This is a genomic window from Vibrio sp. UCD-FRSSP16_30, from assembly GCF_001676025.1.
GTDB lineage: Bacteria > Pseudomonadota > Gammaproteobacteria > Enterobacterales > Vibrionaceae > Vibrio.
The window spans coordinates 45,931-72,885 of sequence record NZ_LZFW01000009.1 but is presented as its reverse complement, the minus strand read 5'-3'; the positions used below and the strand labels follow the sequence as shown (position 1 = coordinate 72,885).

Annotated in this window: 26 protein-coding genes and 1 rRNA gene; 17 read left to right on the top strand and 10 right to left on the bottom strand. The window is 43.5% G+C overall.

What is annotated here, in order from left to right; genetic code table 11:
• A 16S ribosomal RNA gene (locus A9260_RS06340) occupies positions 1–290 on the bottom strand; the annotation flags it as partial.
• A 585-nt stretch (positions 291–875) separates the two neighbouring features.
• Between A9260_RS06340 and A9260_RS06335 the strand changes: the two genes are divergently transcribed.
• Complete coding sequence (locus A9260_RS06335; protein ID WP_068697281.1) at positions 876–1,424, top strand: gamma carbonic anhydrase family protein; 549 nt, start codon at positions 876–878, stop codon at positions 1,422–1,424.
• Here the strand turns inward: A9260_RS06335 and A9260_RS06330 are convergent.
• The 4 genes from A9260_RS06330 to A9260_RS06315 all read right to left on the bottom strand — a co-directional run bounded on the left by A9260_RS06330 (position 1,417) and on the right by A9260_RS06315 (position 4,049).
• Positions 1,417–1,680, bottom strand: coding sequence for a DUF1488 domain-containing protein (locus A9260_RS06330; protein ID WP_068697278.1), 264 nt, complete (start codon positions 1,678–1,680; stop codon positions 1,417–1,419). The genes A9260_RS06335 and A9260_RS06330 overlap by 8 nt on opposite strands.
• The gene (gene aroE, locus A9260_RS06325) at positions 1,680–2,513 is read right to left on the bottom strand and encodes a shikimate dehydrogenase (protein ID WP_068697277.1); all 834 of its coding nucleotides are present in this window, start codon (positions 2,511–2,513) and stop codon (positions 1,680–1,682) included. The genes A9260_RS06330 and aroE overlap by 1 nt, the downstream gene beginning before the upstream one ends.
• Before the next feature lie 70 nt (positions 2,514–2,583).
• A complete protein-coding gene (gene hemF / locus A9260_RS06320) occupies positions 2,584–3,489 on the bottom strand; it encodes an oxygen-dependent coproporphyrinogen oxidase (RefSeq protein WP_068697275.1) in 906 nt (301 codons plus the stop codon).
• Between the two features lie 2 nt (positions 3,490–3,491).
• Positions 3,492–4,049: an L-threonylcarbamoyladenylate synthase gene (locus A9260_RS06315; protein WP_068697273.1), complete on the bottom strand. Its 558-nt coding sequence runs from the start codon at positions 4,047–4,049 to the stop codon at positions 3,492–3,494.
• Between the two features lie 185 nt (positions 4,050–4,234).
• Here A9260_RS06315 and purE point away from each other — a divergent pair, with 185 nt between their 5' ends.
• On the top strand, positions 4,235–4,720 hold the full coding sequence (purE, locus tag A9260_RS06310; protein ID WP_068697271.1) for a 5-(carboxyamino)imidazole ribonucleotide mutase: 486 nt from the start codon (positions 4,235–4,237) through the stop codon (positions 4,718–4,720).
• A 4-nt stretch (positions 4,721–4,724) separates the two neighbouring features.
• Positions 4,725–5,840 (top strand): 5-(carboxyamino)imidazole ribonucleotide synthase, encoded by a 1,116-nt coding sequence (locus A9260_RS06305; RefSeq protein WP_068697269.1) that lies wholly within the window; start codon positions 4,725–4,727, stop codon positions 5,838–5,840.
• Between the two features lie 49 nt (positions 5,841–5,889).
• Here the strand turns inward: A9260_RS06305 and A9260_RS06300 are convergent, their stop codons facing one another.
• Genes A9260_RS06300 through dprA form a run of 3 tightly spaced genes read right to left on the bottom strand, consistent with a single transcriptional unit; the run spans position 5,890 to position 8,056 of the window.
• Positions 5,890–6,441 carry a DNA topoisomerase family protein gene (locus A9260_RS06300; RefSeq protein WP_068697267.1) on the bottom strand — a complete coding sequence of 184 codons (552 nt, stop codon included), beginning with the start codon at positions 6,439–6,441 and terminating at the stop codon, positions 5,890–5,892.
• A gap of 8 nt (positions 6,442–6,449) precedes the next feature.
• A complete protein-coding gene (locus tag A9260_RS06295) occupies positions 6,450–6,923 on the bottom strand; it encodes a DUF494 family protein (RefSeq protein WP_197485256.1) in 474 nt (157 codons plus the stop codon).
• Between the two features lie 2 nt (positions 6,924–6,925).
• Positions 6,926–8,056: a DNA-processing protein DprA gene (gene dprA / locus A9260_RS06290; protein WP_068697263.1), complete on the bottom strand. Its 1,131-nt coding sequence runs from the start codon at positions 8,054–8,056 to the stop codon at positions 6,926–6,928.
• Between the two features lie 109 nt (positions 8,057–8,165).
• On the opposite strand from dprA, the gene def reads away from it, so the two are divergent.
• Genes def through A9260_RS06265 form a run of 5 tightly spaced genes read left to right on the top strand, consistent with a single transcriptional unit; the run spans position 8,166 to position 13,845 of the window.
• A complete protein-coding gene (def, locus tag A9260_RS06285) occupies positions 8,166–8,678 on the top strand; it encodes a peptide deformylase (protein WP_068697262.1) in 513 nt (170 codons plus the stop codon).
• 14 nt (positions 8,679–8,692) lie between these two features.
• A complete protein-coding gene (gene fmt, locus A9260_RS06280) occupies positions 8,693–9,640 on the top strand; it encodes a methionyl-tRNA formyltransferase (protein ID WP_068697260.1) in 948 nt (315 codons plus the stop codon).
• A gap of 55 nt (positions 9,641–9,695) precedes the next feature.
• Positions 9,696–10,976, top strand: coding sequence for a 16S rRNA (cytosine(967)-C(5))-methyltransferase RsmB (gene rsmB / locus A9260_RS06275; RefSeq protein WP_068697258.1), 1,281 nt, complete (start codon positions 9,696–9,698; stop codon positions 10,974–10,976).
• Positions 10,977–11,013: 37 nt separating this feature from the next.
• Positions 11,014–12,390: a Trk system potassium transporter TrkA gene (gene trkA, locus A9260_RS06270; RefSeq protein WP_068697257.1), complete on the top strand. Its 1,377-nt coding sequence runs from the start codon at positions 11,014–11,016 to the stop codon at positions 12,388–12,390.
• A gap of 9 nt (positions 12,391–12,399) precedes the next feature.
• A complete protein-coding gene (locus A9260_RS06265) occupies positions 12,400–13,845 on the top strand; it encodes a TrkH family potassium uptake protein (protein ID WP_068697255.1) in 1,446 nt (481 codons plus the stop codon).
• Here A9260_RS06265 and A9260_RS06260 read toward each other — a convergent pair.
• Positions 13,842–14,648 carry a sporulation protein gene (locus tag A9260_RS06260; RefSeq protein ID WP_068697253.1) on the bottom strand — a complete coding sequence of 269 codons (807 nt, stop codon included), beginning with the start codon at positions 14,646–14,648 and terminating at the stop codon, positions 13,842–13,844. The two genes, A9260_RS06265 and A9260_RS06260, sit on opposite strands and share 4 nt — an antisense overlap.
• Positions 14,649–15,127: 479 nt before the next feature.
• Here A9260_RS06260 and A9260_RS06255 point away from each other — a divergent pair, with 479 nt between their 5' ends.
• From A9260_RS06255 to A9260_RS06240, 4 genes are all read left to right on the top strand, one after another.
• Complete coding sequence (locus A9260_RS06255; RefSeq protein WP_068697251.1) at positions 15,128–15,394, top strand: YihD family protein; 267 nt, start codon at positions 15,128–15,130, stop codon at positions 15,392–15,394.
• 140 nt (positions 15,395–15,534) lie between these two features.
• Complete coding sequence (gene ccoG / locus A9260_RS06250; protein ID WP_068697249.1) at positions 15,535–16,953, top strand: cytochrome c oxidase accessory protein CcoG; 1,419 nt, start codon at positions 15,535–15,537, stop codon at positions 16,951–16,953.
• Between the two features lie 70 nt (positions 16,954–17,023).
• Positions 17,024–18,010 carry a serine/threonine protein kinase gene (locus A9260_RS06245; RefSeq protein WP_068697247.1) on the top strand — a complete coding sequence of 329 codons (987 nt, stop codon included), beginning with the start codon at positions 17,024–17,026 and terminating at the stop codon, positions 18,008–18,010.
• Positions 18,011–18,041: 31 nt separating this feature from the next.
• The gene (locus A9260_RS06240) at positions 18,042–18,644 is read left to right on the top strand and encodes a thiol:disulfide interchange protein DsbA/DsbL (protein WP_068697245.1); all 603 of its coding nucleotides are present in this window, start codon (positions 18,042–18,044) and stop codon (positions 18,642–18,644) included.
• Positions 18,645–18,716: 72 nt separating this feature from the next.
• Here A9260_RS06240 and A9260_RS06235 read toward each other — a convergent pair whose 3' ends face one another.
• Complete coding sequence (locus A9260_RS06235; protein ID WP_068697243.1) at positions 18,717–20,258, bottom strand: YifB family Mg chelatase-like AAA ATPase; 1,542 nt, start codon at positions 20,256–20,258, stop codon at positions 18,717–18,719.
• A 394-nt stretch (positions 20,259–20,652) separates the two neighbouring features.
• On the opposite strand from A9260_RS06235, the gene ilvG reads away from it, so the two are divergent.
• From ilvG to ilvA, 5 genes are read left to right on the top strand one after another with little or no spacing between them, the layout of a single operon-like run.
• Positions 20,653–22,299 (top strand): acetolactate synthase 2 catalytic subunit, encoded by a 1,647-nt coding sequence (ilvG, locus tag A9260_RS06230; RefSeq protein WP_068697241.1) that lies wholly within the window; start codon positions 20,653–20,655, stop codon positions 22,297–22,299.
• Positions 22,300–22,310: 11 nt separating this feature from the next.
• Positions 22,311–22,595 carry an acetolactate synthase 2 small subunit gene (ilvM, locus tag A9260_RS06225; protein WP_068697239.1) on the top strand — a complete coding sequence of 95 codons (285 nt, stop codon included), beginning with the start codon at positions 22,311–22,313 and terminating at the stop codon, positions 22,593–22,595.
• An 11-nt stretch (positions 22,596–22,606) separates the two neighbouring features.
• Positions 22,607–23,551 carry a branched-chain-amino-acid transaminase gene (ilvE, locus tag A9260_RS06220; RefSeq protein ID WP_068697237.1) on the top strand — a complete coding sequence of 315 codons (945 nt, stop codon included), beginning with the start codon at positions 22,607–22,609 and terminating at the stop codon, positions 23,549–23,551.
• Between the two features lie 9 nt (positions 23,552–23,560).
• On the top strand, positions 23,561–25,402 hold the full coding sequence (ilvD, locus tag A9260_RS06215; RefSeq protein ID WP_068697235.1) for a dihydroxy-acid dehydratase: 1,842 nt from the start codon (positions 23,561–23,563) through the stop codon (positions 25,400–25,402).
• A 4-nt stretch (positions 25,403–25,406) separates the two neighbouring features.
• The gene (ilvA, locus tag A9260_RS06210) at positions 25,407–26,939 is read left to right on the top strand and encodes a threonine ammonia-lyase, biosynthetic (protein ID WP_068697233.1); all 1,533 of its coding nucleotides are present in this window, start codon (positions 25,407–25,409) and stop codon (positions 26,937–26,939) included.
• Positions 26,940–26,955 lie beyond the last annotated feature (16 nt).

Genomic DNA, 26,955 nt, shown 5'->3' with positions numbered 1-26,955 from the left:
GTCGCCTTGGTGAGCCATTACCTCACCAACTAGCTAATCCCACCTGGGCATATCCTGAAGCGAGAGGCCCGAAGGTCCCCCTCTTTGGTCCGTAGACGTTATGCGGTATTAGCTATCGTTTCCAATAGTTATCCCCCACATCAGGGCAATTTCCCAGGCATTACTCACCCGTCCGCCGCTCGACGCCCAATAAATCACCCGAAGGGTCAATGTTGTCGTTTCCGCTCGACTTGCATGTGTTAGGCCTGCCGCCAGCGTTCAATCTGAGCCATGATCAAACTCTTCAATTAAAGTTTTTGTGTTCCGAAGAACGGCTCAATAAATACTGACTTCAAAACTGTTCCTTACTCGAAAGTAAGAAGTAATTTTAAAGCTATTACTATTCCAACAGAATAGTAATGAATTGACTGTGCTCTTATTGGTTTTCACTTTCGAAAAAGTAAAACAAACCAGCTCAAGGCTGATTTCCAATTTGATATTGGTCACTCAGTTCATTGATAAATCTTTTCGATTATCATCAACGAGTGCCCACACAGATTGATAGGTTTAAATTGTTAAAGAGCGCACTTTCGAGGCTTACCTCTCAAGTGGACGGCTATTTTAGCGCTTTGAGACTCAGTGTCAAACACTTTATTGAATTTATTTTTTGAGAAAAATTTAATTCAATATCTCAAGCCATTTAGCCTGCTGAAACACTACGAAGCGTTGTCGCTGTTGCCGTGTCAGTGGGGCGCATTATAGAGATGCTCATCATATTGGCAAGGGTTTTTTTAAAGATATTGCATTTTATTTACTACTTGCTCAACGATTGGTCATTAATGGCTTTTTTTGATAGTTTTATAACATTATTGATACAGTTTTAATGGTGTTTAACTATGAATTCATTACGAAGTTATAAAGGAATGCAGCCGGTGATTGGTTCTGGCGTATATGTCGATGAATCAGCAGTTATTGTTGGTGATGTGAAAATTGGCACTGATTCGAGTATATGGCCACAAGTAGCCGCCAGAGGAGATGTAAATCATATCCATATAGGTCAACGAACCAATATTCAAGACGGTTCGGTTTTACATGTTACCCATAAAAACCCAAGTAACCCTGAAGGTCACCCTCTTATCATAGGGAACGATGTCACTGTAGGGCACTTAGTGATGCTTCATGGATGCACCATTAAAGATAGGGTGTTAGTAGGTATGAGCTCTATTATCTTAGATGGTGCAATTATTGAAGATGACGTGTTGATTGGTGCAGGTAGTTTAGTGCCACCTAATAAGGTACTAGAAAGTGGCTACTTATATGTAGGTCATCCAGTTAAAAAGATTAGGCCATTAACAGGGGAAGAAATGGCTTTTCTGCCTAAGTCAGCTAATAACTACGTTCAGAATAAAAATGATTACCTGAACGAAGTACATAATCTTAACTAATCTCAATTTGACCGAGTTGGTTGAACTCTTCAGCTTCAATCAACTCTTCTGCTGTATCTTCTAAATCAAATCGATATTCAGCGAATACTTTCAATGCAGCATGTTCGTTCTCTATATGTAGTTGAGACAAACTCTCTAGATATGATACCGAGACTAAACATTCAATTAAGCCTCCTGATTGCTGACCAAAGAAAACAACTACCTTATTCTGAGAGTCCCAACGATGCTCATCACTAAAAATGATGGATTGATTCATTACGAACCCTCTAAGTTTTTACGAAGTTCTCGCAGGATTTGTTTAGAACCAGGACGAATACCGCGCCACAACATAAAGCTTTCAGCCGCCTGCCCCACTAACATACCTAGCCCATCGTAGGCTTTTACTGCGCCATGCTCCTTTGCCCACTGATTAAATACCGTAACACCCGCACCATAAACCATGTCATAACTAATAGTCTGTGGTGAAAAAATATTTGCGGATATTTTTGGCAACTCTTTAGTTAAACCAGCAGAAGTTGAGTTAATAACAACATCAAAACTCTCATTAACATCTTCAATAGGAACTGCTTTTACTGAGCCATACTCTTTAAAGGTATCTGCAAGCGCCTGAGCTTTACTGAACGTTCTATTGGCAATGACCAGCTCTGATGGTTGCTGATCCAGGAGTGGCTTTAATACACCACGCACAGCACCACCAGCACCAATAACTAGTATTCGAGCACCTTTCAAGAGGACCTGATACTGCAAGAGATCTTGAACTAGCCCTTCACCATCTGTGTTATCACCAATCAACTGGCCATCATCTAGCTTTTTAAGCGTATTTACAGCACCAGCCAACTTTGCTCGCTCAGTGAGTCGATCTGCCAACTTATAAGCGTCATGCTTGAAAGGAGCCGTAACATTGCATCCTCTTCCACCTTGTAGAAAGAATGATTTGGCAGCTTGTGTAAATTCACCCACCTCAGCGTGCTGAGTCGCGTAAGTCATACTCTGATTAGTCTGCCTTGCAAATAACGTATGAATAAATGGCGATTTGCTCTGACTAATCGGATTACCATAAACAACATACTGATCAATTAACTCTTTCATCTTCCTACCTGATTAAAAACTATTGAGACTCTCTTTACATAAACTTATCACTGAATAGGCGTTAGCAGAACTACCACTGTCTTGGTTTTAAGTACTCGTTATATAGCACCGCTTCTTCAGAGCCTTCTTCAACTTGATAGTCATATTCCCAACGAGCTAATGGTGGCATAGACATCAGGATAGATTCTGTTCGGCCCTTGCTTTGCAGACCAAATAAGGTGCCTCTATCATAAACAAGGTTAAACTCAACGTAGCGGCCTCGTCTATAAAGCTGAAATTGACGTTGCTGCTCAGTGAAAGGCGTGTTTTTACGTTTTTCTATAATCGGGGTATAAGCCTGAGCATAGCCTTGCCCTACAGCACGCATATACGCAAAACTCTTTTCAAATCCCCACTGATTTAAATCATCAAAAAATAGACCACCTACACCACGGGTCTCATCTCGATGAGGCAAGAAGAAGTATTCGTCACACCATTTTTTATGCTCAGCATAAACATTCTCACCAAACGGACTACAAATCTGCTTAGCGGTGTCGTGCCAAAATTGACAGTCTTCGGCAAATGGATAAAACGGAGTAAGGTCAAAACCGCCGCCAAACCACCATATAGGCTCACAGTCTTCTTTTTCAGCAATAAAGAAACGAACATTGGCATGCGAAGTTGGCACATAAGGGTTTTTAGGGTGAATAACTAAAGACACACCCATAGCTTCAAATTTTCGGCCAGCAAGCTCAGGGCGATGAGCCGTTGCAGAGGCTGGCATTTTGTCACCAAAGACATGAGAGAAGTTCACTCCGCCTTGCTCGATAACAGCACCATCTTTTAGTACACGAGTACGTCCACCCCCACCCAATTCACGAACCCATGAATCTTCGGTAAAGGTTTTATTGCCATCGGCTTTCTCTAATTCAGCACAAATATCGTCTTGTAACTGCAATAAAAAGCTCTTTACTGCTTCTTTATCAACCTGCGCCATAATTATCCTCGTCTTAATACTTGTAGTGACTTTGCGTCTTTTATTTCTGATGGTTTGGTTCTGTTACCTACACTGCCATTTACAATAAACAGGGGATCAGAACCAAGTTGTCTTTCTACTTCTTCCGCCACTAAACAAGGTGGCATACCAGATAAGTTAGCGCTGGTTGAAGTAATCGGTTTTGATAGCTTAATACAAATTTGCTGAACAAGAGGATGATCTGTCACTCTCACCGCAACACTATCAAACTGGCCATGTACCAGTTGATGTGTTTTTTTACTCACGGGCATCACCCATGTTACAGGCCCAGGCCAGCTTTCAAATACGGTATCCATTTGCTCTTTTGATAGCTCACTGATATCCACATAAGGCAGTAACTGTTCAAAATTAGCTGCGATAAGAATAAGCCCTTTCTCTGGATCTCTTTGTTTAAGATCGATTAACGCTTGTAACGCTTGCTCATTATCTGGATCGCATCCAACGCCGAATACAGCCTCAGTTGGGTATGCGATGACTTTTCCTTCCTTGAGAGCATCCACCGCTTTATCAATAACTATCATTCCTTAATGTGTCCTTTTCTACACTATCATTTCGCCTAGTTTACAAATTCTATTCCTAGCTGGTAAGCATTTCCTGTAAAACAACAAAACAAACCGACGCAAACGTTTTCCTAATCAAAAAATAACCGTATAATGCGCGCAAAATGAGTATCTAAAGTTCAACTAGTTAAATTAGGAGTCGTAACATGCAAGTCGGTATTATCATGGGTTCTAAGTCAGATTGGCCAACGATGAAGTTAGCCGCTGAAATGCTCGACCAATTCGGTATTAGCTACGAAACTAAAGTTGTTTCTGCTCACCGTACTCCACAACTACTAGCAGATTACGCGTCTAGTGCAAAAGAACGTGGCATTAAAGTCATTATCGCTGGCGCTGGCGGCGCAGCTCACCTTCCGGGTATGTGTGCTGCATTTACTAGTCTTCCAGTACTTGGTGTTCCAGTTCAATCTCGCGCACTTAAAGGCATGGATTCACTGCTGTCTATCGTACAAATGCCTAAAGGCATTGCGGTTGCTACTCTTGCAATCGGCGAAGCAGGCGCGGCTAACTCAGGTATTCTTGCGGCGCAAATCATCGGTACTCATGTTCCTGAAGTTATGGAAAAAGTTGAAGCTTTCCGTAAAGAACAAACTGATACTGTGCTTGCAAATCCAAATCCGGCGGAGGATTAATAGCGTGCAAGTTTTAGTTTTAGGTGCTGGTCAACTGGCCCGCATGATGGCACTAGCCTCCGCGCCACTAAATATCAAAACAATTGCTTTTGATGTTAACAGTGAATCAATTGTTGAACCTATTACTCAAACCAAACTGGGTAGTGGTTTACAAGCTGCGATTGAGCAAGCTGATATCATCACTGCAGAGTTTGAGCACGTTCCACATCCTGTTCTTGATGCCTGCCAAGCAAGCGGTAAACTTTACCCAAGCGCTGAAGCCATCAAAACTGGTGGCGATCGCCGTATCGAAAAAGCACTGCTTGATAAAGCCGGTGTTGCTAACGCTAAATATTCGTTAATTCGTACTCGCCAAGATTTTGACGATGCTATTGGCTATGTAGGCGTGCCGATGGTACTTAAAAGTACATTAGGCGGATACGATGGCAAAGGTCAGTGGCGTTTAAAAGAGCAAACCCAAGCAGATGCTATCTGGACTGAGATGGAACAATGTATTGCGTCTTCTGAGTCACAAGCCATTATTGCTGAAGAATTTGTCGCATTTGATCGTGAAGTATCACTGATTGGTGCGCGCAATAAGCAAGGCGAAGTTGCGGTATACCCTTTAGCTGAAAATGTTCATACCGACGGTGTATTGAGCTTATCTACAGCGATTGATGAGCCAGAACTGCAAGCCCAAGCTAAACAGATGTTTACCGCTGTTGCTGAGTGCTTAGATTATGTCGGTGTACTCGCTTTAGAGTTTTTCGATGTGCAAGGTCAATTGATGGTTAACGAGATTGCTCCTCGCGTACATAACTCTGGCCACTGGACACAGCAAGGTGCTGAAACTTGTCAATTTGAAAACCACATGCGAGCAGTATGCGGTCTTCCTCTTGGGTCAACACAAGCTTTACGTCCAACCGCAATGATCAATATTTTAGGCGAAGATACTTTAGCTGAAGAATTGTTGAGCATGGATCAAGCTCATGTTCATTGGTATGGAAAAGAAAAACGTCCTGGTCGTAAAATGGGGCATATTAATGTCTGCGGAAATAGCGCTGCTGATTTACAACAGCAACTAAAGACTATTTCTCAGTGGCTAGACGAAAAAGCATTTCCAGCTCTACATCAGAAATAATTTACTTATATTTTAGGTAAATAGACAAAGGAGGCGAACGCCTCCTTTTTTATTGCTTTGCCTGACACTTACGACTGGCACACAGCACGCTTTCTTTGCCTGCGCTTTTCTTCACCACCAACAAATTAAAGCCACATTCTTGGCACTGACCCTTTTTAGGCTCATGGTTAGTCGAAAAGTCACACTTAGGGTACTGATCACACGCATAAAAGGATTTACCAAATCGAGATTTCCTCTCAATTAAATGTCCTTTAGAGCACTGCGGGCACTCAAATGACTCCACACTATGATCTTCGGGTTCATCTAAACTGCCAATGTAATGACAGTTAGGGTATCCAGAGCAGCCAATAAACATTCCGTAGCGACCCTGCCTAAGAACAAGCTCATCACTACAATCAGGGCAAGGCACACCTAAAGGTTTAATGACCTGACCAGAAGCTTGGTGTAATGGCTTGATATAATCGCAAGAAGGATAGTGTGTACACCCAAGAAAAGCACCATGCTTACCATGGCGCATTTGTAGAGGGTGTCCGCAATTTGGGCATGATTGCTCAAGAGCGTGCCCTTCAGAAGAAAAAAGCTGATTGTTAATTTTGTTCATAGAGAGGCTTAATGCAAGATGCCATGATCGGTAGAATATAAAAGCTCTTCCATCGTGGTATAAGCACTTTCATTGCCCGGTACATTAAACAGCACCATCAAAATAATCCATTTAAGGTCGTCTAGCTGTAACTCGGAAGTTTCTAGGCCCATCACTCGATCAATGACCATTTCACGAAGCTCTGCATTCAACACGCCTATCTGCTCTAAAAACAGAATAAAACCTCGGCAGCCTGTCTCAATTCTTTGTTGCTCACGGGTAGAGTAGATACGCATTGATGTGGCTGAACTAGTGGCAATCTTCTGACTTGAATCATCGCTTTGCAATGCGGCTAGATCTTCAAGCCAGTTTAAGGCTTTATAGATCTCATTCTGGCGAAAACCAGCACGGACAAGTTCTTGCTCAAGTTCATCTTGATTGACGTTTAACTCGCTCTCACTATGAATATACGTCTCAAACAGATACATAAGAATATCCATCATAATCAGATCCCCCTCAATCTAATATAACCACCACTAACTGAAGCAACCAATCCTTTAAGCTCCAATTCTAATAACTGCATCATAACCTGATTTACTGGTATATGGGTCCTTTCTGATAAAAAATCAACAGCTATAGGGATATCTCCAAGCAGATTAAGTAGCCCTTGTTTTGAATCTAACTCATCCCTTGATTTTGCAGCGCTATCCTCGGTCGATTGCGTATTTAAAGTCATCTCTTGCTGCGTCGCTAAAGACCAATTTACCAAGCCACTCATTTCTTGAATAATATCCTGTGAATTTTGAACCAGCACCGCTCCATCTCGAATAAGTGCATTACATCCTGCCGCATTCGGGTTAAGCACTGAACCTGGCACAGCGTAAACATCCCTACCCTGCTCCAATGCAAATCTGGCAGTGATAAGAGAGCCACTTTTAGCTGCTGCCTCGACCACAAGCACGCCAACCGATAAACCACTAATCACTCGGTTTCTTCTGGGGAAATTATACGTTTTAGGCGGATAAAAAGGAGGGAACTCTGACACTAATGCCCCCGTCTCTTTAATTCTTTCAGCGAGCCCCTTATGTTGCTTTGGATAAATACAATCAAAGCCACTGCCTAATACCGCAACCGTTACCCCACCTTGCTCAATACACGCCTGATGTGCATGACCATCCACGCCGAGTGCTAAACCACTGGTGATGGTTATACCCAGCTTGGTTAATTCAGCAGAAAATTGGCGGGTAATGTACAAACCATCTTGCGAGCTATTTCGACTGCCCACAACACCTATCTGAGTGCGATTAAGTGCGCTCACATTACCCTGCACAAAAAGCAGAGGCGGATAGCTCGGGATTTCTTTTAATAATGAAGGGTAATTTTCGCTATCTTCACAAATCAGTAAATGATTACCGTCTTTGTTATTCCACTCAAGGCACCGCTCAACATTAGCTGGCAACTGCGCCGTTAAATGACTCACTTGAACATCAGTAAAATTAAGGCCTAACAGCTCCTTTTTAGATAAAACAACCAGCTCTTGCACTGAAATAAATTCAAGTATTTTATGTAGCTTAACTCCACTCAAACGGGGCGTGAGAGCAAGGGTTAGCCATGCAATGATCTGTTGTTCTGTCATAGAGTGTCTCATCGTTTTAGATTGGTGCTGTTATTTGAAGACCAAAATGACTAAAATTGTCACAAGTAGCTGAGAATCCTTCGGCGCAGTTCAACTTTTTTGAGTGATTATGTCTTTATTACAAGTATTAACCTTTCCTGATGATCGCCTTCGCACCGTCGCTAAACCGGTGGAAGCTTTTACACCCGAATTACAAACTCACATCGATAACATGATTGAAACCATGTACGAAGAAGAAGGGATTGGCCTAGCGTCTACCCAAGTTAATGTCCACAAACGTATTGTGGTTATTGATGTTTCTGAAAATCGCGATGAGCCTTTGGTACTTATTAATCCTGAAATCACTGAAAAACGCGGTGAAGATGGCATTGAAGAAGGCTGTCTATCAGTACCTGGAGCTCGTGGTCTTGTCGAACGCGCAGCTGAAGTTTCAGTTAAAGCTCAAAATCGTGACGGTGAAGAATTTACCTTTGATGCAGACGACCTACTGGCTATCTGTATTCAGCATGAACTTGACCACTTAGCCGGTAAGTTATTCGTTGACTATCTATCGCCACTGAAGCGTAAGCGCATCAAAGATAAGCTAGAAAAAATCAAACGCTATAACGAGAAAAACCAATAATCTAGGAGTTTGCTTTGAGCAACGCATTAAAGATCATTTTTGCAGGCACTCCAGATTTCGCCGCCGACCATTTGGCGGCGTTGTTATCTTCAGAGCATGAAGTTATTGCGGTTTACTCCACCCCGGATAAACCAGCAGGTCGCGGTAAGAAATTAACGGCTAGTCCCGTTAAAAATCTGGCACTGCAGCATGACATTCCTGTTTATCAGCCAGAAAACTTTAAGTCTGATGAAGCAAAGCAGCAATTAGCAGACTTAAACGCCGATATAATGGTTGTGGTCGCTTATGGGTTACTACTGCCGAAACAAGTACTCGATACACCTAAATTTGGCTGTATTAATGTACACGGCTCTATTCTGCCTCGTTGGCGTGGCGCTGCACCGATTCAACGCTCTATCTGGGCTGGTGATGCTGAAACTGGCGTAACCATCATGCAGATGGATGTCGGTCTAGACACTGGGGATATGCTGCATATTGCCACTCTGCCTATTCAAGATGAAGATACCAGTGCCGATTTGTACCATAAGCTTGCAGAGCTAGGCCCTGTTGCTCTGGTCAATTGCCTTGCCACTATCGCCAATGGAACTGCCGTTGCTGTAAAGCAAGATGATGCTCTATCTAATTATGCGAAAAAGCTCAGCAAAGAAGAAGCTAAGTTAGATTGGACCAAAGAGGCAACAACTCTTGAACGTGAGATTAGAGCGTTTAATCCTTGGCCAATGAGCTACTTTGCCATTGATGATAAAAACATCAAGGTCTGGAAAGCTCGCGTTGATACTGCACCTTGCACACAACAAGCAGGTACTATCATCAGCGCTGACAAATCAGGGATTCAAATCGCAACTGGAAACGGAAGCTTATTACTGGAGCAAATTCAGGTTCCAGGTAAGAAAGCAATGTCTGTTAGCGACGTGCTTAATTCACGAGCAGATTGGTTCCCCGTTGGAACTCAGTTAGCATAAATAAATACCACTAAGGCTTGAATCTCTCAGGCCTTACTCTTGTTAGGAATTACCTATGAATGTACGCGCCGCTGCGGCAACCGTGCTGTTTCAAGTTGTAGACAAAGGATACTCACTATCTAGTGCTCTACCTAATGCTCAATCTCAATTAAAACCTCGTGATCACGCTCTCCTACAAGAGATTTGCTATGGCTGCCTGCGTTATTTGCCAAGATTGGAAACCATCGTCAATGAATTGATGGAAAAACCCCTTAAAGGCAAGCAGCGCGTTTTCCACCACTTGCTATTGGTTGGTATTTACCAATTAAGCTTTATGCGTACAGCAGATCACGCCGCTGTCGCAGAAACAGTCGAAGCTTGCCAATCTCTAAAGGGTCCTAAATTAAAAGGTTTAATCAATGCGGTATTGCGTAATTACCAGCGCAATCAGCAAAACCTTGATGAAGCATCGGTTAAGCACGATGCAGGAAAATACGGACACCCAAGCTGGCTACTTAAACTGCTTCGTGAGTCATACCCTGATGATTGGCAGTCAATTGTTGAAGCAAACAATACTAAAGCACCAATGTGGCTACGCGTGAATAGTAAGCATCACACTCGTGATGAATATCTAAGCCTATTACAAGCTGAAGATATTGATGCTGACATACACCCACAAGCGCCTCACGCCCTGTGCCTGCATCGCCCATGCGATGTCAATAAATTGCCAGGCTTCTCTGAGGGTTGGGTTTCTGTACAAGATGCGGCGGCTCAATTATCTCTAGAGTACTTAAAACCTAAAGATGGTGAGCTCATACTGGATTGCTGCGCAGCACCCGGTGGTAAAACCGCTCACATTTTGGAAAACACAACCGGCAGCGAAGTGGTCGCAATTGATGCAGACCCACAACGTTTAGAGCGTGTGTACCAAAACCTTGATCGTCTAGGTCTTGATGCTCAAGTAATTTGTGCTGATGCCCGAGATCCTGAAGAGTGGTGGAGCGGGGAGCAATTTGACCGCATACTGCTTGATGCACCTTGTTCTGCTATTGGTGTTATTCGTCGTCACCCTGATATCAAATGGCTACGACGCGCCAATGATCTGCCAGCACTTTCACAGCTACAAAGTGAAATTTTAGATGCTATGTGGCAACAACTGAAAAAAGGCGGAACCTTAGTTTACGCTACATGTTCTATCTCTCCAGTTGAAAACAAAGAGCAAGTACAGGCATTCTTAGCCCGCACAGACGACGCCGAACTTATCGATAGCGATCCAAGCAACCCTGGCCGACAAATATTGCCAGGTGAGCACAATATGGATGGTTTCTATTATGCGGTTTTGCAAAAACAGAGCTAAATTAAACTAAGCCCTGCTGTAGATAGGAAAATAATCGATGAAAATCATAATCTTGGGTGCTGGACAAGTCGGAGGCACCCTTGCAGAAAACCTAGTTGGCGAAAATAACGATATCACTATTGTTGATACCGATAGTCGCCGTCTGCGAGAGTTACAAGATAAATATGACCTTCGTGTCGTCAATGGTGCGGCAAGTCATCCTGATACCCTAAGAGAAGCAGGGGCTCAAGATGCGGATATGCTAGTAGCGGTAACGAATGCAGATGAAACCAATATGGCAGCATGCCAAGTGGCGTTCACACTGTTTAATACACCGAACCGAATTGCACGTATCCGCTCTCCTGAGTACTTAGAAGAAAAAGAGTCTCTATTTAAATCTGGTGCGATCCCAGTTGACCACCTTATTGCACCAGAAGAGCTCGTAACGGGTTATATCGAACGCTTGGTGCAATACCCTGGCGCTCTTCAAGTGGTTAGTTTTGCAGAAGAAAAAGTTAGCCTAGTGGCAGTTAAAGCCTTTTATGGCGGCCCATTAGTCGGAAACGCTATTTCTGCATTACGCGAACACATGCCTCATATTGATACTCGAGTGGCCGCTATTTTCCGTCAAGGACGCGCGATCAGACCGCAGGGCACAACCATCATTGAAGCTGATGATGAAGTGTTTTTTGTTGCCGCAAGTAATGACATTCGTTCCGTGATGAGTGAATTACAACGCCTTGAGAAACCGTATCGTAAAATTATGATTGTCGGTGGTGGTAACATTGGTGCTGGATTGGCAAAACGCCTAGAGCGCAACTACTCGATTAAACTTATTGAGCGCAATATTGAACGAGCAGAAATGCTCTCAGAGCAACTCGAAAATACCATTGTGCTTTGTGGCGATGCCGCAGATAAAGAACTGCTGTATGAAGAAAACATCGAAGAGATGGATGTTTTTATCGCGCTGACCAATGAAGATGAAACCAATATCATGTCGGCCATGCTGGCCAAAAGCCTTAATGCTAAAAAAGTAATGGTGCTGATACAGCGTAGAGCCTATGTCGACCTTGTGCAGGGTGGGGATATTGATGTTGCGATCTCGCCACAACAAGCCACCATATCTGCATTGCTTACCCATGTCCGTCGCGCCGATATTGTGAATGTTTCATCATTACGACGTGGTGCCGCTGAGGCAATTGAAGCCATTGCACATGGTGATGAAAATACCTCAAAAGTCGTTGGCCGAGCTATCGGTGATTTGAAACTTCCACCAGGGACCACTATTGGTGCCATTGTACGCGGTGAAGAAGTGTTAATTGCACACGATAGAACCATGATTGAACAAGATGACCACGTTGTTATGTTCTTAGTTGATAAAAAGTATGTGCCTGATGTTGAAAGCTTATTTCAACCAAGTCCATTCTTCTTGTAGGCTTACAGCATGGTAAATGTACGTCCCATCTTATTTGTTCTAGGGCTAGTGCTATCAAAGCTAGCTCTGTTCATGTATCCGCCAACGATCCTCGCGATTTTTAATCCCGGAAGTGGTTTTGTTGAGTTTGCGAAAGCAGTCGCCATTACCCATATCGTTTCGTTTATATGCCTTACTTTAGGACGTACAAAACAATTTAAACTCAATGTACGAGATGTATTCTTAGTCACCACATTAGTGTGGATTGTCAGTACCATATTTGCCGCTTTACCCTTTGTTTTCATTAATCACATTAGCTTTACTGATGCTTATTTTGAAACCATGTCAGGGATTACCACAACAGGCTCCACAGTACTTAGCGGGCTCGATAGTATGTCCCCTAGCATCTTACTATGGCGCTCTCTTCTGCAATGGTTAGGCGGGATTGGTTTTATTGTTATGGGTGTGGCAATTCTGCCGATGCTAAATGTGGGGGGAATGCGGTTATTTCAAACTGAATCTTCTGACTGGTCAGATAAAAGCTCACCAAGAGTAAAGAGTGTCGCTAAGAGCATAGTGGTTGTTTATCTTGGGCTTACCTTTGCCTGTTTTGCCAGTTATGTCGCAACAGGCATGACGCCATTTGAAGCCATCAATCACGCATTCACCACGATATCTACGGGGGGGTACTCAACCTCTGATAGCTCGATGAATCATTTCTCTTATCAAGCACAGTGGTTCTCAACTCTATTCATGTTCTTAGGTGGCCTTCCTTTCCTATTATTTGTTGCCGCCTATAGAAAACAAACCATTGCCGCTTTAACCAAAGATGCTCAAGTTATCGGCTTCTTTAAGTTATTTATGGTGGCAAGCCTGACCATTGCCGCTTGGCTGGTTTACCATGATAATTATCTGCCAAGTGATGCTCTTAGGGTCTCCATGTTCAATGTAGTTTCAGTACTCACCACGACAGGCTTTGGTCTCGATGACTTTACCGCTTGGGGCACATTGACCACGGTTTTATTCGCTTTTCTTTTGATGATGGGCGCATGTTCAGGATCAACCGCTGGCGGTATAAAAACCTTTAGATTCCAGATAGCATTAACGCTGCTTAAAATTCAGATGATGAAGCTCATTCACCCATCAGGGGTATTTGTACAGCGTTACAACAAACGCCGAGTTAACGATGACATCATAGGGTCTATTGTTGCTTTTACTTTGACCTTTTTTGTCACCATTCTTCTTGTCGCTGCAGGCCTAGCCGCAATGGATTTAGATGCCGTTACTAGCCTATCTGGTGCCATTACCGCAGTTGCGAACGTAGGGCCGGGTATGGGTCCCATCATTGGTCCAACGGGCAACTTTGCTCCTCTACCAGACGCTGCAAAATGGTTATTGAGCTTTGGTATGTTATTGGGCCGCTTAGAAATACTGACTATTTTAGTTTTATTCTTACCTGCTTTCTGGAAGCGTTAAGCTTGCTTCGCTGCAAATAAATCAGTTAAGTAATCCACCACTTGTTTTGCTGCCTGCTCACTTGTTAAATCATTAGACAATGGTAGGTAGCAATTTAAATCTGATGAACCGAGTAGGTTTGATAACAACCCTCCTAACCCTTTCCTTTGTCTATCAATTTCAAACCATAGCTGTAATTGTTTATCATCACGATAAGCAATAATCTCAACCTCTCTCCAAGTGCCATGAAAAACCCCAGTCGTTGGCACAAATTCAAATTCCTGAACAAACGGCATGGCAAAGCCTTTGGCGGCTTCGCATTCAACTTGTCGAATGCGCAGTCCTAGTTCTTCCAGTTCGGTAAATATTTTATCCATCACCGGATCAGGGCGCACTGTCAGCATATCTTTATCGGTTGGATCTATCGCTAAATCAATATCCAGAGCCGTTTCTAACCACACTTTTGAGTCGCCAATAGTCAAAGGAGTATTAAGTGGGACATCCAATTCAATTTCAAAAGTACGCTCCTGCGCAGGATGGATAGTAAATGAATACGGCAGGTCCCATTTATCCAATACATAGTTTTGCGGTACTTTTCTTCTAAGTGCTCCCTCGCTATGTGGCTGACGTTGTTCTTTTTCCGCCATATATAGGCAACATAATTTAAGGTCGATATGATCAATAATCTGTTCCGTTGCGCCGCCATAAACGTGGATAACCACACTCACCTTGTCTCCAGGAATCAGTGTTTCCTGCTGAAGAACAGCATCAACGGTTGCCGATCCAATCCCTAAGCTCGCCAATGTTTTCTTAAAAAAAGACATGCCTTTCCCTCACATAAAAACCACTCTAATGATACTGGCTCAAAAATTAGCGATTACCCAAGTGATTTGCCTTATTTTTGAAGTGGTACCTGTATTAATCATAAATAGGCTCTATAAATTCGCACATTTATTGGTCAATAAAATAAGTTATCTGATACCCTATGTATAGGTACTTGATGAGTATCTATAACACGGCAAAGGATATGCCTGACTAATGGGTGAAGTATGCTTCCAACAGCCGTCAGGGTTTCTCGACCTAGCAGTCGAGTAGTACAACGCAGAAACTTTTTTGCGCCAGTACCAAAGAAACAAAAAGCAGAGCAAGATACTAAGTCTTAATTTCGTTTTTAAAAATGAACTTATATTTAGAGTCTTAATCGCGATATAAAGCGCATTTGAATTTCAAATGCGCTTTTTCTTATCTTTTTTATGGTCTTTTTGTTAAGTTAGTCACACACCCAAGTTCTATGGAGAAGACTATGAAATGCCACCGTTTAAATGAAGTAATTGAATTGCTACAACCTGAATGGCAGAAAGAGCCTGAGACTAATTTGATTGAGTTTCTCGTTAAACTGGCTGGAGAAGCGGGTTATAAAGGTCAATTAGAAGACCTAACTGATGATGTTCTGATTTACCATCTCAAGATGCGCAACAGTGGTAAAGATGAAGAGATTCCAGGACTTGCAAAAGATAGAGAAGACGATTTTAAAACCGCTCTTCTACGTGCTCGTGGCATTATCGACTAGTTTTATAAAGGTCAGTAACACCGCTTACTGACCTCTGCCAAAGATATCAAAACATCCTCGCTATTTATGCAACTCATGTAACAACTAATCTTTATTTAGTTCGCTATACTGCGCCTAAAGTTTAGGTTGGAAAGTGTTTAATGAACAAGGATCGTATCGACGTTAAAGACGTCACTGCCAAGGAATTTAATCCTAAGACGCATAAAGGTCAGGGTGATAGGTTCAACCCCAGCAATCGCATCTATGTCAGAGCAAGCAAGGGGGTATTTCAAAAACTGCGCCGTTACGGAGCTTGGTTACTGCTGCTTCTATTTGCTTTAGTACCATGGATTCCCTACGGAGAAAACCAAGCCATTCTATTGGATATTGGTCAGCAGCAATTCAATTTCTTTGGTACCACTCTATACCCACAAGATCTCACTTTGCTCGCCATGTTATTTATCATCGCGGCATTTGCGCTGTTCTTTATTACTACCTTTTTAGGCCGAGTATGGTGTGGCTACCTGTGCCCGCAAACCGTTTGGACATTCATGTACATTTGGTTTGAAGAGAAACTAGAAGGCGCGGCTAATAAACGAAAAAAGCAAGACTCCCAACCACTGACCACCTCTTTAGCATTTAGAAAAACCGCTAAGCATCTTATTTGGTTCGGCATCGCACTGCTGACTGGGCTCACCTTTGTTGGCTACTTTGTGCCGACTAATGAGCTTTGGTATGACTTCTTTACCTTAAACGCCTCATCTTGGACCTACTTTTGGGTGCTGTTTTTTGCGGTATGCACTTATGCCAATGCAGGTTGGATGCGATCTATCGTCTGTATCCACATGTGTCCTTATGCGCGCTTTCAATCGGCTATGTTTGATAAAGACACCTTTATTGTGGGCTACGACAAAAAACGAGGCGAAAGCCGAGGCCCTCGTTCGCGCAAAGCTATCCCTAGCGATCTCAATTTAGGCGATTGTATCGATTGTAATTTGTGTGTGCAGGTTTGCCCGACTGGCATAGATATTAGGGACGGTCTTCAATACGAATGCATCAACTGCGGAGCATGCATCGACGCTTGTGATGTAACAATGGATCGCATGAATTACTCAAAAGGTCTCATTAGTTACACCACAGAACACAAACTTGAAGGTACACAAACCAAAATCATGAGACCAAAACTCATCGGTTATGGCTTAGTCATGATACTGATGTTTGGCTTCTTCTTTATGCAGATTGCAACGGTTGACCCTGCTGGCTTAACCGTAATTCGAGATAGAACTCAGCTATATAGAACCAATAGTAATGGTCTTATTGAAAACACCTATACGCTAAAAATCATCAACAAAACCCAACAACGTCAACGTTATGATTTAGAAGTATCAGGGTTAAATGAAGCGCAGTGGTACGGTCGTCAAAGCATCAGTGTCGCACCTGGAGAGGTGTTTAACTTGCCAATCAGTTTAGGTATTGATCCTGAGCAACTGAGCTCACCGGTCACTACCATTGAGTTTGAGCTAGAAGATCAACACGGTTTTTCTATTGCAGTAGAAAGTCGCTTTATCAAACAGCTTTAGCAAGAATTAATATATAGAGAGGGTTATACTGCAAAATAACCCTCTTTTTTCGTCACTGGCAAATTCAACTATGACCACCCTATTCAACTTTGATTCTTTAACTCCAGATTTTATGTGGTATGCATTAGCCGGTATTGGAGTGCGTGCTGAGTCTGGTTTTCTAGCCCTTAACAGCTACGAAAATCGAGTTTATCAATTTGTTGACGAAGAAAAGAAACGCTACGTAGTAAAATTTTATAGACCTCAGCGTTGGAATGAACAGCAAATACAAGAAGAACATGACTTTACTTTATCCCTGCTAGAGCATGAAATTCCGATAGCGCCACCAGTCATTATCAATGGTAAAACCCTACATCGACATGAAGGTTATTTATTTACCCTGTTTGAAAGTGTTGGCGGAAGACAGTTTGAAGTCGATAATTATAATCAGCTAGAAATGGTTGGGCGGTTTCTTGGTCGTATTCATAAGGTCAGTGAGGGGTTACCCACTTTTCAACATAGGCCAACAATGGGGCTAGAAGAGTACCTGTATCAGTCTCAAGAAATACTCAAAAAAAGTCAGTTTATTCCTCAGTATCTTGAATCCGCTTTTTTCCAAGATATGCAGTCGTTAATTACTGCTATTGAAGAACAATGGCAACCAAATTACACACCAATTCGCTTACACGGGGACTGCCACCCAGGCAACATTCTTTGGCGTGACGGCCCCATGTTTGTTGATTTAGATGACGCGAGAAATGGGCCCGCCGTTCAAGATTTATGGATGCTTTTAAACGGAGATCGCCAAGAAAAATTGCTGCAATTGGATATCGTATTAGAAGGCTATCAAGAATTTTGTGATTTTGATGCTAATCAATTGAAACTGATCGAGCCTTTACGCGGTCTACGTTTAATACACTATATGTCTTGGCTCGCAAAAAGATGGCAAGATCCTGCTTTCCCTGTGGCATTTCCATGGTTTAATGATGCAAGATACTGGGAAGGTCAGGTGCTAGCATTAAAGGAACAGCTATCTGCGCTTCAAGAGCCAGCATTATCTCTAACCCCTAACTGGTAATACCCAAAAATTTTATTAAAGGAGTACCCCAATGAATAAGTTGATTGCCTTTGTGGCAACCATATTTCTAAGTCTATCTGTTCACGCAGCTCAGTTTACAGAAGGTCAAAACTATAAAGTTCTTGATTTGCCAGCAGCATCATCGCCAACCGTGAATGAGTTTTTCTCTTTTTACTGCCCGCATTGCCATCACTTTGAACCCATAATTAACAATCTAAAAAAAGCACTGCCTGCTAATGCTAAATTCCAAAAATCTCATGTTTCTTTCATGGGTGGCAATATGGGAACGCCAATGAGCAAAGCATACGCAACTATGATTGCTTTAGAAGTTGAAGATCAAATGATCCCAGTGATGTTTGACCTTATTCATAATAAAAATGCGGCGCCTCGTACTGAACAACAGTTACGCCAAATCTTTTTAGATAATGGCATTAGCGCGAAGAAATTTGATGCGGCATACAATGGTTTTGCTGTGGACTCTATGGTTCGTCGTTTTGATAAGCAGTTTAAAGACAGCGGCCTAACCGGTGTACCATCTATTGTTATTAATAATAAATATCTAGTTGAAATAAGTTCAATCAAGTCATCAGAAGATTTGAACAACCTAGTTAATTACTTATTAAAACTAAAGTAATAACAAATGGGGAGCCACTAGTAATAACTGGGGCTCCCCTTTTTATTAAAGCTACATCTTATTGAAGCAATATCAGCCTGCCACTTGCCGATGAATTGACTGTAATAAGCGATCCATTGCGCGATAACCTAGCGCCTCACTCAAGTGCTGTTTCTGTATATCTTCCGATTGCTCCAAATCGGCAATCGTACGCGCCACCCTGATTATTCGATGGTAGGCACGAATCGATAATCCTAAGCGATTAATTGCAAACTCTAAAAACTTCGCATCTTCTTTCTGTAAGCAACAATACCGCTCCATTTCCTGATTTGATAATAATGCATTCGCCTTGCCTGCCCGAGAGTTCATGATATTTCTCGCGTCATTAACTCTTTCTCGACAAGCCTGAGTTGACTGTCCTCGATCTCCACCTTCACTTAACGTACCTAGAGGCAACAATGGAATTTCAACTGACATATCGAAGCGGTCGAGAAAAGGCCCAGAAATACGACTCAAGTATTTCAATATCGACTGAGGAGACTGACCGTACTGATTCTCCTTATACTGCCCTGATGGACTTGGATTTAAAGCGGCAATTAACTGAAACTGAGCAGGAAACGAGGTTTTGCCTGACGCTCGTGAAATAGCCACTTCACCGGCCTCTAAAGGCTCTCTAAGCGCATCTAAAACTCGACGCTCAAACTCTGGTAGCTCATCCAAAAAAAGAATCCCATTATGCGCCAGCGATATCTCTCCCGGTCTAGGAGTTGAGCCTCCCCCCACTAAAGCAGCCATAGAACTGGAATGATGTGGCGCACGAAAGGGACGATTACGCCACGTTGTTTCATCTAAATCATGATCAAGTAACGAAGCAACAGCGGCAACCTCTAGCGCTTCTTGTCGACTCATCGGCGGGATTAAATGTGGCAGACGAGACGCCAACATGGTTTTGCCTGTACCCGGTGGACCCAAAAAAAGTAAATTATGCTGACCGGCAGCCGCTATCTCTAATGCTCGCTTACCTTGCTGCTGTCCAATAATATCCTGCATATCTTTGCTAGGTTTTGCAGTGAAAGGTTTTACAGTGAAAGGTACCACGCTAGTTTCGGCTAAATTTAATTCCCCTTGAGCCGCTAAAAAAGCCGCTACCGTAACTAAGTGGCTTGCTGATAAGTTACTTTTCTCATCAACCAAACGAACCTGATTGGCGTTATCTGTCGGGCTAATTAAAGTTCGTTGTTCTCTATTACTTGCTAAGGCGGCAGAAATTACCCCCTTAACAGGGCGCAACTCACCAGATAAAGCCAGTTCACCAAGCAGTTCGATATCATTGAGTTTATCAACCGGGATTTGCTCACTGGCAACCAAAATACCAATGGCAATAGGGAGATCAAAGCGTCCTCCCTCTTTAGGAAGATCTGCGGGAGCAAGATTGACAGTAATTTTATGACTGGGAAAACGAAACTTTGAGTTCAAGATAGCACTTCGCACCCTGTCTTTTGATTCCTTCACGCTGGTTTCGGCCAGCCCAACCAGATGAAAACCCGGCATACCAGGCCCAATATGAACTTCGACAGTCACCTCTGGCGCAGATACCCCTAAACTTGCTCGACTATGTACTATCGCTAACCCCATATAACACCCAGATATAGACTCCTATATAGGTTTAGATGTAGAGTCTATGAAGATAAAGTGAAAAAAGAATGAGTTTTTTCTTGTCAGATCGCAAGAAATTGTGATACCACTATTGGGATAAACACTGTGCAATTTTATTTGGGAATTATGCAAACTACCCTTCGACTACTTTCTCTGGTGAACCTTATTGTCGTGGTGATTATTCACATCGCGCGAGGGCGAGTAGGCGTAAACTAGCACAATGCTACTTACAAGCCCTCGCACTGAAAAGTTCGGGGGCTTTTTAGTTTATAGGTCTCGCAGAGACCCTGATTAGGAAAATGGAGCACAAGATGTGCAGTAAGACTGAGAACATAAACAAGCAGCAGCTTGTCTCATCACAAGGAGATGTCCAATGACGGGTGCACAACTGGTAGTAGAAGCACTTCGCCTACAAGGTATTAAAACCATCTTTGGCTACCCCGGTGGCGCAATAATGCCTATCTATGATGCATTATATGATGGTGGCGTTGAGCATATTTTATGTCGACATGAACAAGGAGCAGCAATGGCTGCAATTGGCATGTCACGCTCAACTCAAGACGTTGCTGTATGTATGGCCACCTCAGGTCCCGGAGCCACTAACTTAGTGACCGGTCTTGCTGATGCTTTCTTAGATTCTGTACCTGTTGTTGCGATCACAGGGCAAGTCGCAAGCACTCACATCGGTACTGATGCGTTCCAAGAAATGGACGTCATTGGTATGTCTCTGTCTTGTACTAAGCACAGTTACCTAGTTACCGACATCAACGATCTTGCACCGACACTGGCAGAAGCCTTTGAAGTCGCAAAAGCCGGTCGCCCAGGTCCTGTTCTAGTCGATATAGCTAAAGATGTTCAGCTTGCAGAAGCGCCAGAAACCGACTTCCCTGCATTTCATCAGCCAATGATGCCAGTTCCTCAACCAGAGGACTATCGTCTAGCTCAAGCGCTACTTCGAGAAAGTCATCGACCTGTGCTTTATGTAGGTGGCGGTGTTCAGTTAGCCAAAGCTACGGACTCTGTGCGACAGTTTTTATCTGACAATCCTATGCCTTCCGTAAGTACCTTAAAGGGCTTGGGAACCATTGAACGTCATGACCCTCATTATTTGGGCATGCTAGGTATGCACGGCACCAAAGCCGCTAACCTAATTGTTCAAGAATCTGATCTTCTTATCGTTGTCGGTGCTCGTTTTGATGATCGGGTAACAGGCAAGCTTGATACTTTTGCACCAAATGCCAAAGTCATTCATTTAGACATCGATAAAGCCGAATTTAATAAACTGCGCCATGCACATTCTGTATTGCGTGGCGATCTCAATGAAATCTTGCCCCAGTTGCATTTAGAAAGTGATATCACACCTTGGGTTCATCACTGTGAAAGTTTGCGTAGTGGGTTTAAGTGGCGTTATGACCATCCGGGTGACTTAATCTATGCACCTCGATTATTGAAGCAACTGTCAGATATGATGCCAGATAGCTCAATAGTATCGACTGACGTAGGTCAGCACCAAATGTGGGCAGCGCAACATATTCAGCCTCGCAACCCGCAGAATTTTATCTCTTCTGCAGGTTTAGGCACCATGGGCTTTGGTTTACCAGCGGCGATGGGCGCTGCAGTGGCAAGACCTGACGATCAATCCATTCTTATCTCTGGTGACGGTTCATTTATGATGAACGTACAAGAACTTGGTACGCTTAAGCGCCGCCAAATTCCAGTGAAGATGGTACTGATCAATAATCAACGTTTGGGTATGGTAAGACAATGGCAGTCCCTATTCTTTGATGGGCGCCATAGTGAAACTATTTTAGATGATAACCCTGACTTTGTAATGCTCGCGAAAGCATTTGATATTCCAGGAAAAACCATCACTAAAAAAGAAGAAGTAGAGCCAGCATTGAAAGAAATGCTAGCAAGCAAAACTGCTTATCTACTGCACGTTCTTATTGATGAAGAAGAAAACGTATGGCCATTGGTACCGCCAGGTGCATCCAATGCAGACATGCTAGAGAACACTTAATAGAGGCGATCATGGAAAGATATTTATTAGATATTAAAGCGGATGATAAGCCGGTTCTTTTAGAGCGTGTACTGCGTGTGGTTCGCCATCGCGGTTTTATCGTTCGCCAAGTTGCGGGTACACAGAATCATCAAAGCAAGATCGCCAGTGTGGAGATCATTGTCGACAGTGAACGTCCCATCACATTTTTAACCAATCAAATTGAAAAACTTTGGGATGTGATTAGCGTAGATGTCATCAAGATCGACAACAACGAACTCCCTAACAACAATTTACAGCACAACGTGAGCGCATAAGGAAAGCAGCAATGGCTACAAAGACAGCAGATTTTATTTGGTTTAACGGTGAAATGGTTCCGTGGGCAGATGCCAACGTACACGTGCTCACTCATGCAATGCACTACGGCACTTCAGTATTCGAAGGTGTTCGCTGTTATAACACCCCTAAAGGGCCTATCGTTTTTCGTCATCCAGAGCATGCAAAACGCCTAAAAAACTCAGCAAAAATTTACCGTTTTCCTATTCCTTACACTATTGAAGAAATCATGGAAGCAACACGCGAGACGATTCGTGTCAACAAACTTGAGAGCGCTTACATTCGCCCATTGGGTTTTGTAGGTAACGTTGGCTTAGGTGTTTGTCCTCCTGTTGATAGTGAAATGGAGCTTATTATTGCGGCATTCCCTTGGGGCTCTTACCTAGGTGAAGAAGCACTAGAAAACGGCGTAGATGCTATGATCTCTAGTTGGAACCGCGCAGCACCAAATACGATTCCAACAGCAGCTAAAGCGGGTGGTAACTACCTGTCGTCTTTACTGGTTGGTGGTGAAGCTCGTCGTCATGGTTACGATGAAGGTATTGCACTGAGTGTTGACGGCTACCTATCTGAAGGTGCTGGCGAGAACATCTTTGTCGTTAAAGATGGCACCATAATTACGCCACCAGCAACAGCTGCCATCCTACCGGGTATTACACGTGATTCAATCATGGTACTTGCACGTGACAAAGGCTATGAGATTGTTGAAAGCAATATTGCTCGTGAAGCACTATACCTTGCCGATGAGATATTCATGACAGGCACAGCAGCAGAGATTGTTCCAGTACGCTCTGTTGACCAAATTCAAGTCGGTGAAGGCAAACGTGGCCCTATCACTAAAGACTTACAAGAGACCTACTTTGGCCTATTTAATGGCACCACTGAAGACAAATGGGGTTGGTTGGATTATGTCTACCCAGCTGACGCAGAGAAATAAGGAATAATTATGCCAATCTATCGTAGCGCAACCACAACTCACGGTCGTAACATGGCTGGTGCACGTGCCTTATGGCGTGCAACCGGTGTAAAAGATGAAGATTTCGGTAAACCAATTATTGCCGTTGTAAACTCATTTACTCAGTTTGTTCCAGGACACGTTCACCTTAAAGATATGGGTCAACTTGTTGCTAAAGAAATTGAACAAGCAGGTGGTATCGCTAAAGAATTTAACACCATCGCCGTTGATGATGGTATCGCAATGGGTCACGGCGGCATGCTGTACTCTCTGCCATCACGCGAGCTTATCGCTGACTCTGTAGAATATATGGTAAATGCTCACTGTGCAGATGCGATGGTGTGTATTTCAAACTGTGACAAAATCACCCCAGGAATGCTAATGGCCTCTATGCGCCTTAATATCCCAGTGATCTTTGTTTCAGGTGGCCCTATGGAAGCGGGTAAAACCAAGCTTTCTGATCAGATCATCAAGCTCGATCTTGTTGATGCGATGATGCAAAGTGCCGATCCTACCGTATCGGATCAACAAAGTGAGCAAGTTGAGCGCAGTGCCTGCCCAACATGTGGTTCTTGTTCTGGTATGTTTACCGCTAACTCAATGAACTGTCTAACGGAAGCGCTGGGCCTTTCTCAGCCAGGTAACGGTTCAATGCTAGCCACGCACGCCGATCGTGAAGATTTATTCATTAATGCTGGTAAGCGTATCGTTGAGCTAACTAAGCGTTACTATGAGCAAGATGACGAATCTGCACTGCCTCGAAATATTGCCAACAAACAAGCTTTTGAAAATGCGATTGCTCTTGATATCGCAATGGGTGGATCAACCAATACGGTTCTTCACCTAATTGCTGCGGCTCAAGAAGGTGACGTTGATTTTACTCTAGAAGATATTGATGAAATGTCTCGCCGAGTACCAAACCTATGTAAAGTTGCACCGTCTACTCCTAAGTACCACATGGAAGATGTTCACCGCGCAGGTGGTGTAATGGCTATCCTTGGTGAGCTAAACCGCGCTGGATTGCTAAACAACCAATCTCGCACTGTACTTGGCCTATCGATGGAAGAGCAACTGGCACACTATGATGTTATCCAGACTGAATCAGAAGAAGTGAAATCTTTCTTCCGCGCAGGCCCTGCTGGCATCCGCACAACGAAAGCGTTCTCTCAAGATTGTCGCTGGGAGTCACTTGATGACGACCGTGAAGAAGGTTGTATCCGCAACAAAGCAAATGCGTATAGCCAAGACGGCGGCCTAGCGGTACTAAAAGGTAATATCGCTCTTGACGGTTGTATCGTTAAAACGGCAGGTGTTGACGAAAGTATCCTTAAATTTACTGGTCCTGCAGTCGTATTTGAAAGCCAAGAAGATGCAGTAGATGGCATCCTTGGTGGCAAAGTGAAGTCTGGCGATGTGGTAGTAATTCGCTACGAAGGCCCTAAAGGTGGTCCAGGCATGCAAGAAATGCTTTACCCAACCACTTACCTAAAATCTATGGGACTTGGTAAAGAGTGTGCACTATTAACTGATGGTCGTTTCTCTGGTGGTACCGCAGGTCTGTCTATCGGTCACGCTTCCCCAGAAGCAGCTGCTGGTGGCACAATCGGTCTAGTACAATCTGGCGACCAAATTGCCATTGATATCCCGAATCGTACTATCGAGCTAATGGTCTCAGAAGCGGAACTTGCCACACGTCGCGCGACACAAGACACTCTAGGCTGGAAACCAGTCTCTCGCCAACGTACTGTTTCGTTTGCACTAAAAGCCTATGCAAGCATGGCAACAAGCGCAGATAAAGGTGCGGTAAGAGATAAGTCTAAGTTTGAGGAGTAAGACAATGAGTCTTACTACCCCACTGTCTGGCGCAGATTATCTGCGCCAAGTTTTGCGAGCACCGATCTATGAGGTGGCAACACTCACTCCGTTGCAACACATGCCTCGTTTATCGGAGCGTTTAAATAACCATATTCAGATCAAACGTGAAGACCGTCAGCCAGTTCACTCTTTTAAGTTACGTGGCGCTTACAACATGGTGGCCAACCTAACCGAAGAGCAAAAACAAGCGGGCGTAATTGCCGCTTCTGCTGGAAACCATGCCCAAGGTATGGCGTACTCTGGTACTAAGCTCAATATCAGCACCACCATTGTTATGCCAAAAACAACACCGGATATCAAAGTGGATGCAGTGAGAGCTTTTGGTGGCAAAGTGGTTCTGCACGGTAGCAACTTTGATGAAGCCAAAGCTGAAGCTGTCCGACTTTCTGAACTACACGGTTACACCTTTGTCCCTCCCTTTGATCACCCGTTAGTGATTGCAGGACAAGGCACCATTGGTATGGAGATGATTCAGCAAAATGGCAATCTTGACTACATCTTTGTTCCTGTTGGTGGTGGTGGTCTAGCCGCCGGTGTTGCAGTGTTGGTAAAACAACTGATGCCAAACATCCAAGTGATTGCTGTTGAACCTGAAGACTCTGCTTGCCTTAAAGCGGCGTTAGATGCAGGCAAACCGGTGACACTGGATCAAGTGAGCATGTTTGCTGATGGTGTGGCGGTTAAACAGATTGGTAGTGAAACCTTCCGTTTATGTAATGAAAATATTGATGGCCATATCACGGTTAGCAGTGACGAAATTTGTGCTGCGGTAAAAGACATCTTTGAAGATACTCGCGCTATTGCTGAGCCTTCCGGCGCGCTGGCACTGGCTGGTTTAAAGAAATTTGCTGAGAAGAACCAACTTCAAGGTAAAAATCTAGCCACTGTATTATCTGGCGCGAATACCAACTTCCATGGTCTTCGTTATGTGTCTGAGCGTTGCGAATTAGGTGAAAAACGAGAAGGTCTACTTGCCGTTACTATCCCAGAGCGCCCAGGGGCTTTCTTTGAGTTTTGCAATATCATTGGCGGACGCGCGGTAACTGAGTTTAACTACCGTTACAACGATGATGAACAAGCCAATATCTTTGTTGGTGTACGCTTACATGAAGGTCAAGCCGAGCTAGATGGCATCATTGCCGATCTACAAACTGGCGGATACCCAGTGGTCGATCTTTCTGATGATGAAATGGCAAAACTGCATATTCGTTACATGGTGGGCGGTAAGCCGAAAAAACCAATCAAAGAACGCTTATACAGCTTTGAGTTTCCGGAATACCCGGGAGCCTTAGTTAAATTTCTAAGCACCCTTGGTACCCATTGGAATATCAGCTTATTCAACTACCGCAATCACGGCGCCGATTATGGCCGTGTACTGTGTGGTTTTGAGTTAACTGAAGACGATATCGAGCGCTTTTCTAGTCACTTACAAGAGCTAGGCTATGGCTACAAAGATGAATCGGATAACCCGTCTTATCGTTTCTTTCTTAGCTAATTAAATCTAACTCTTT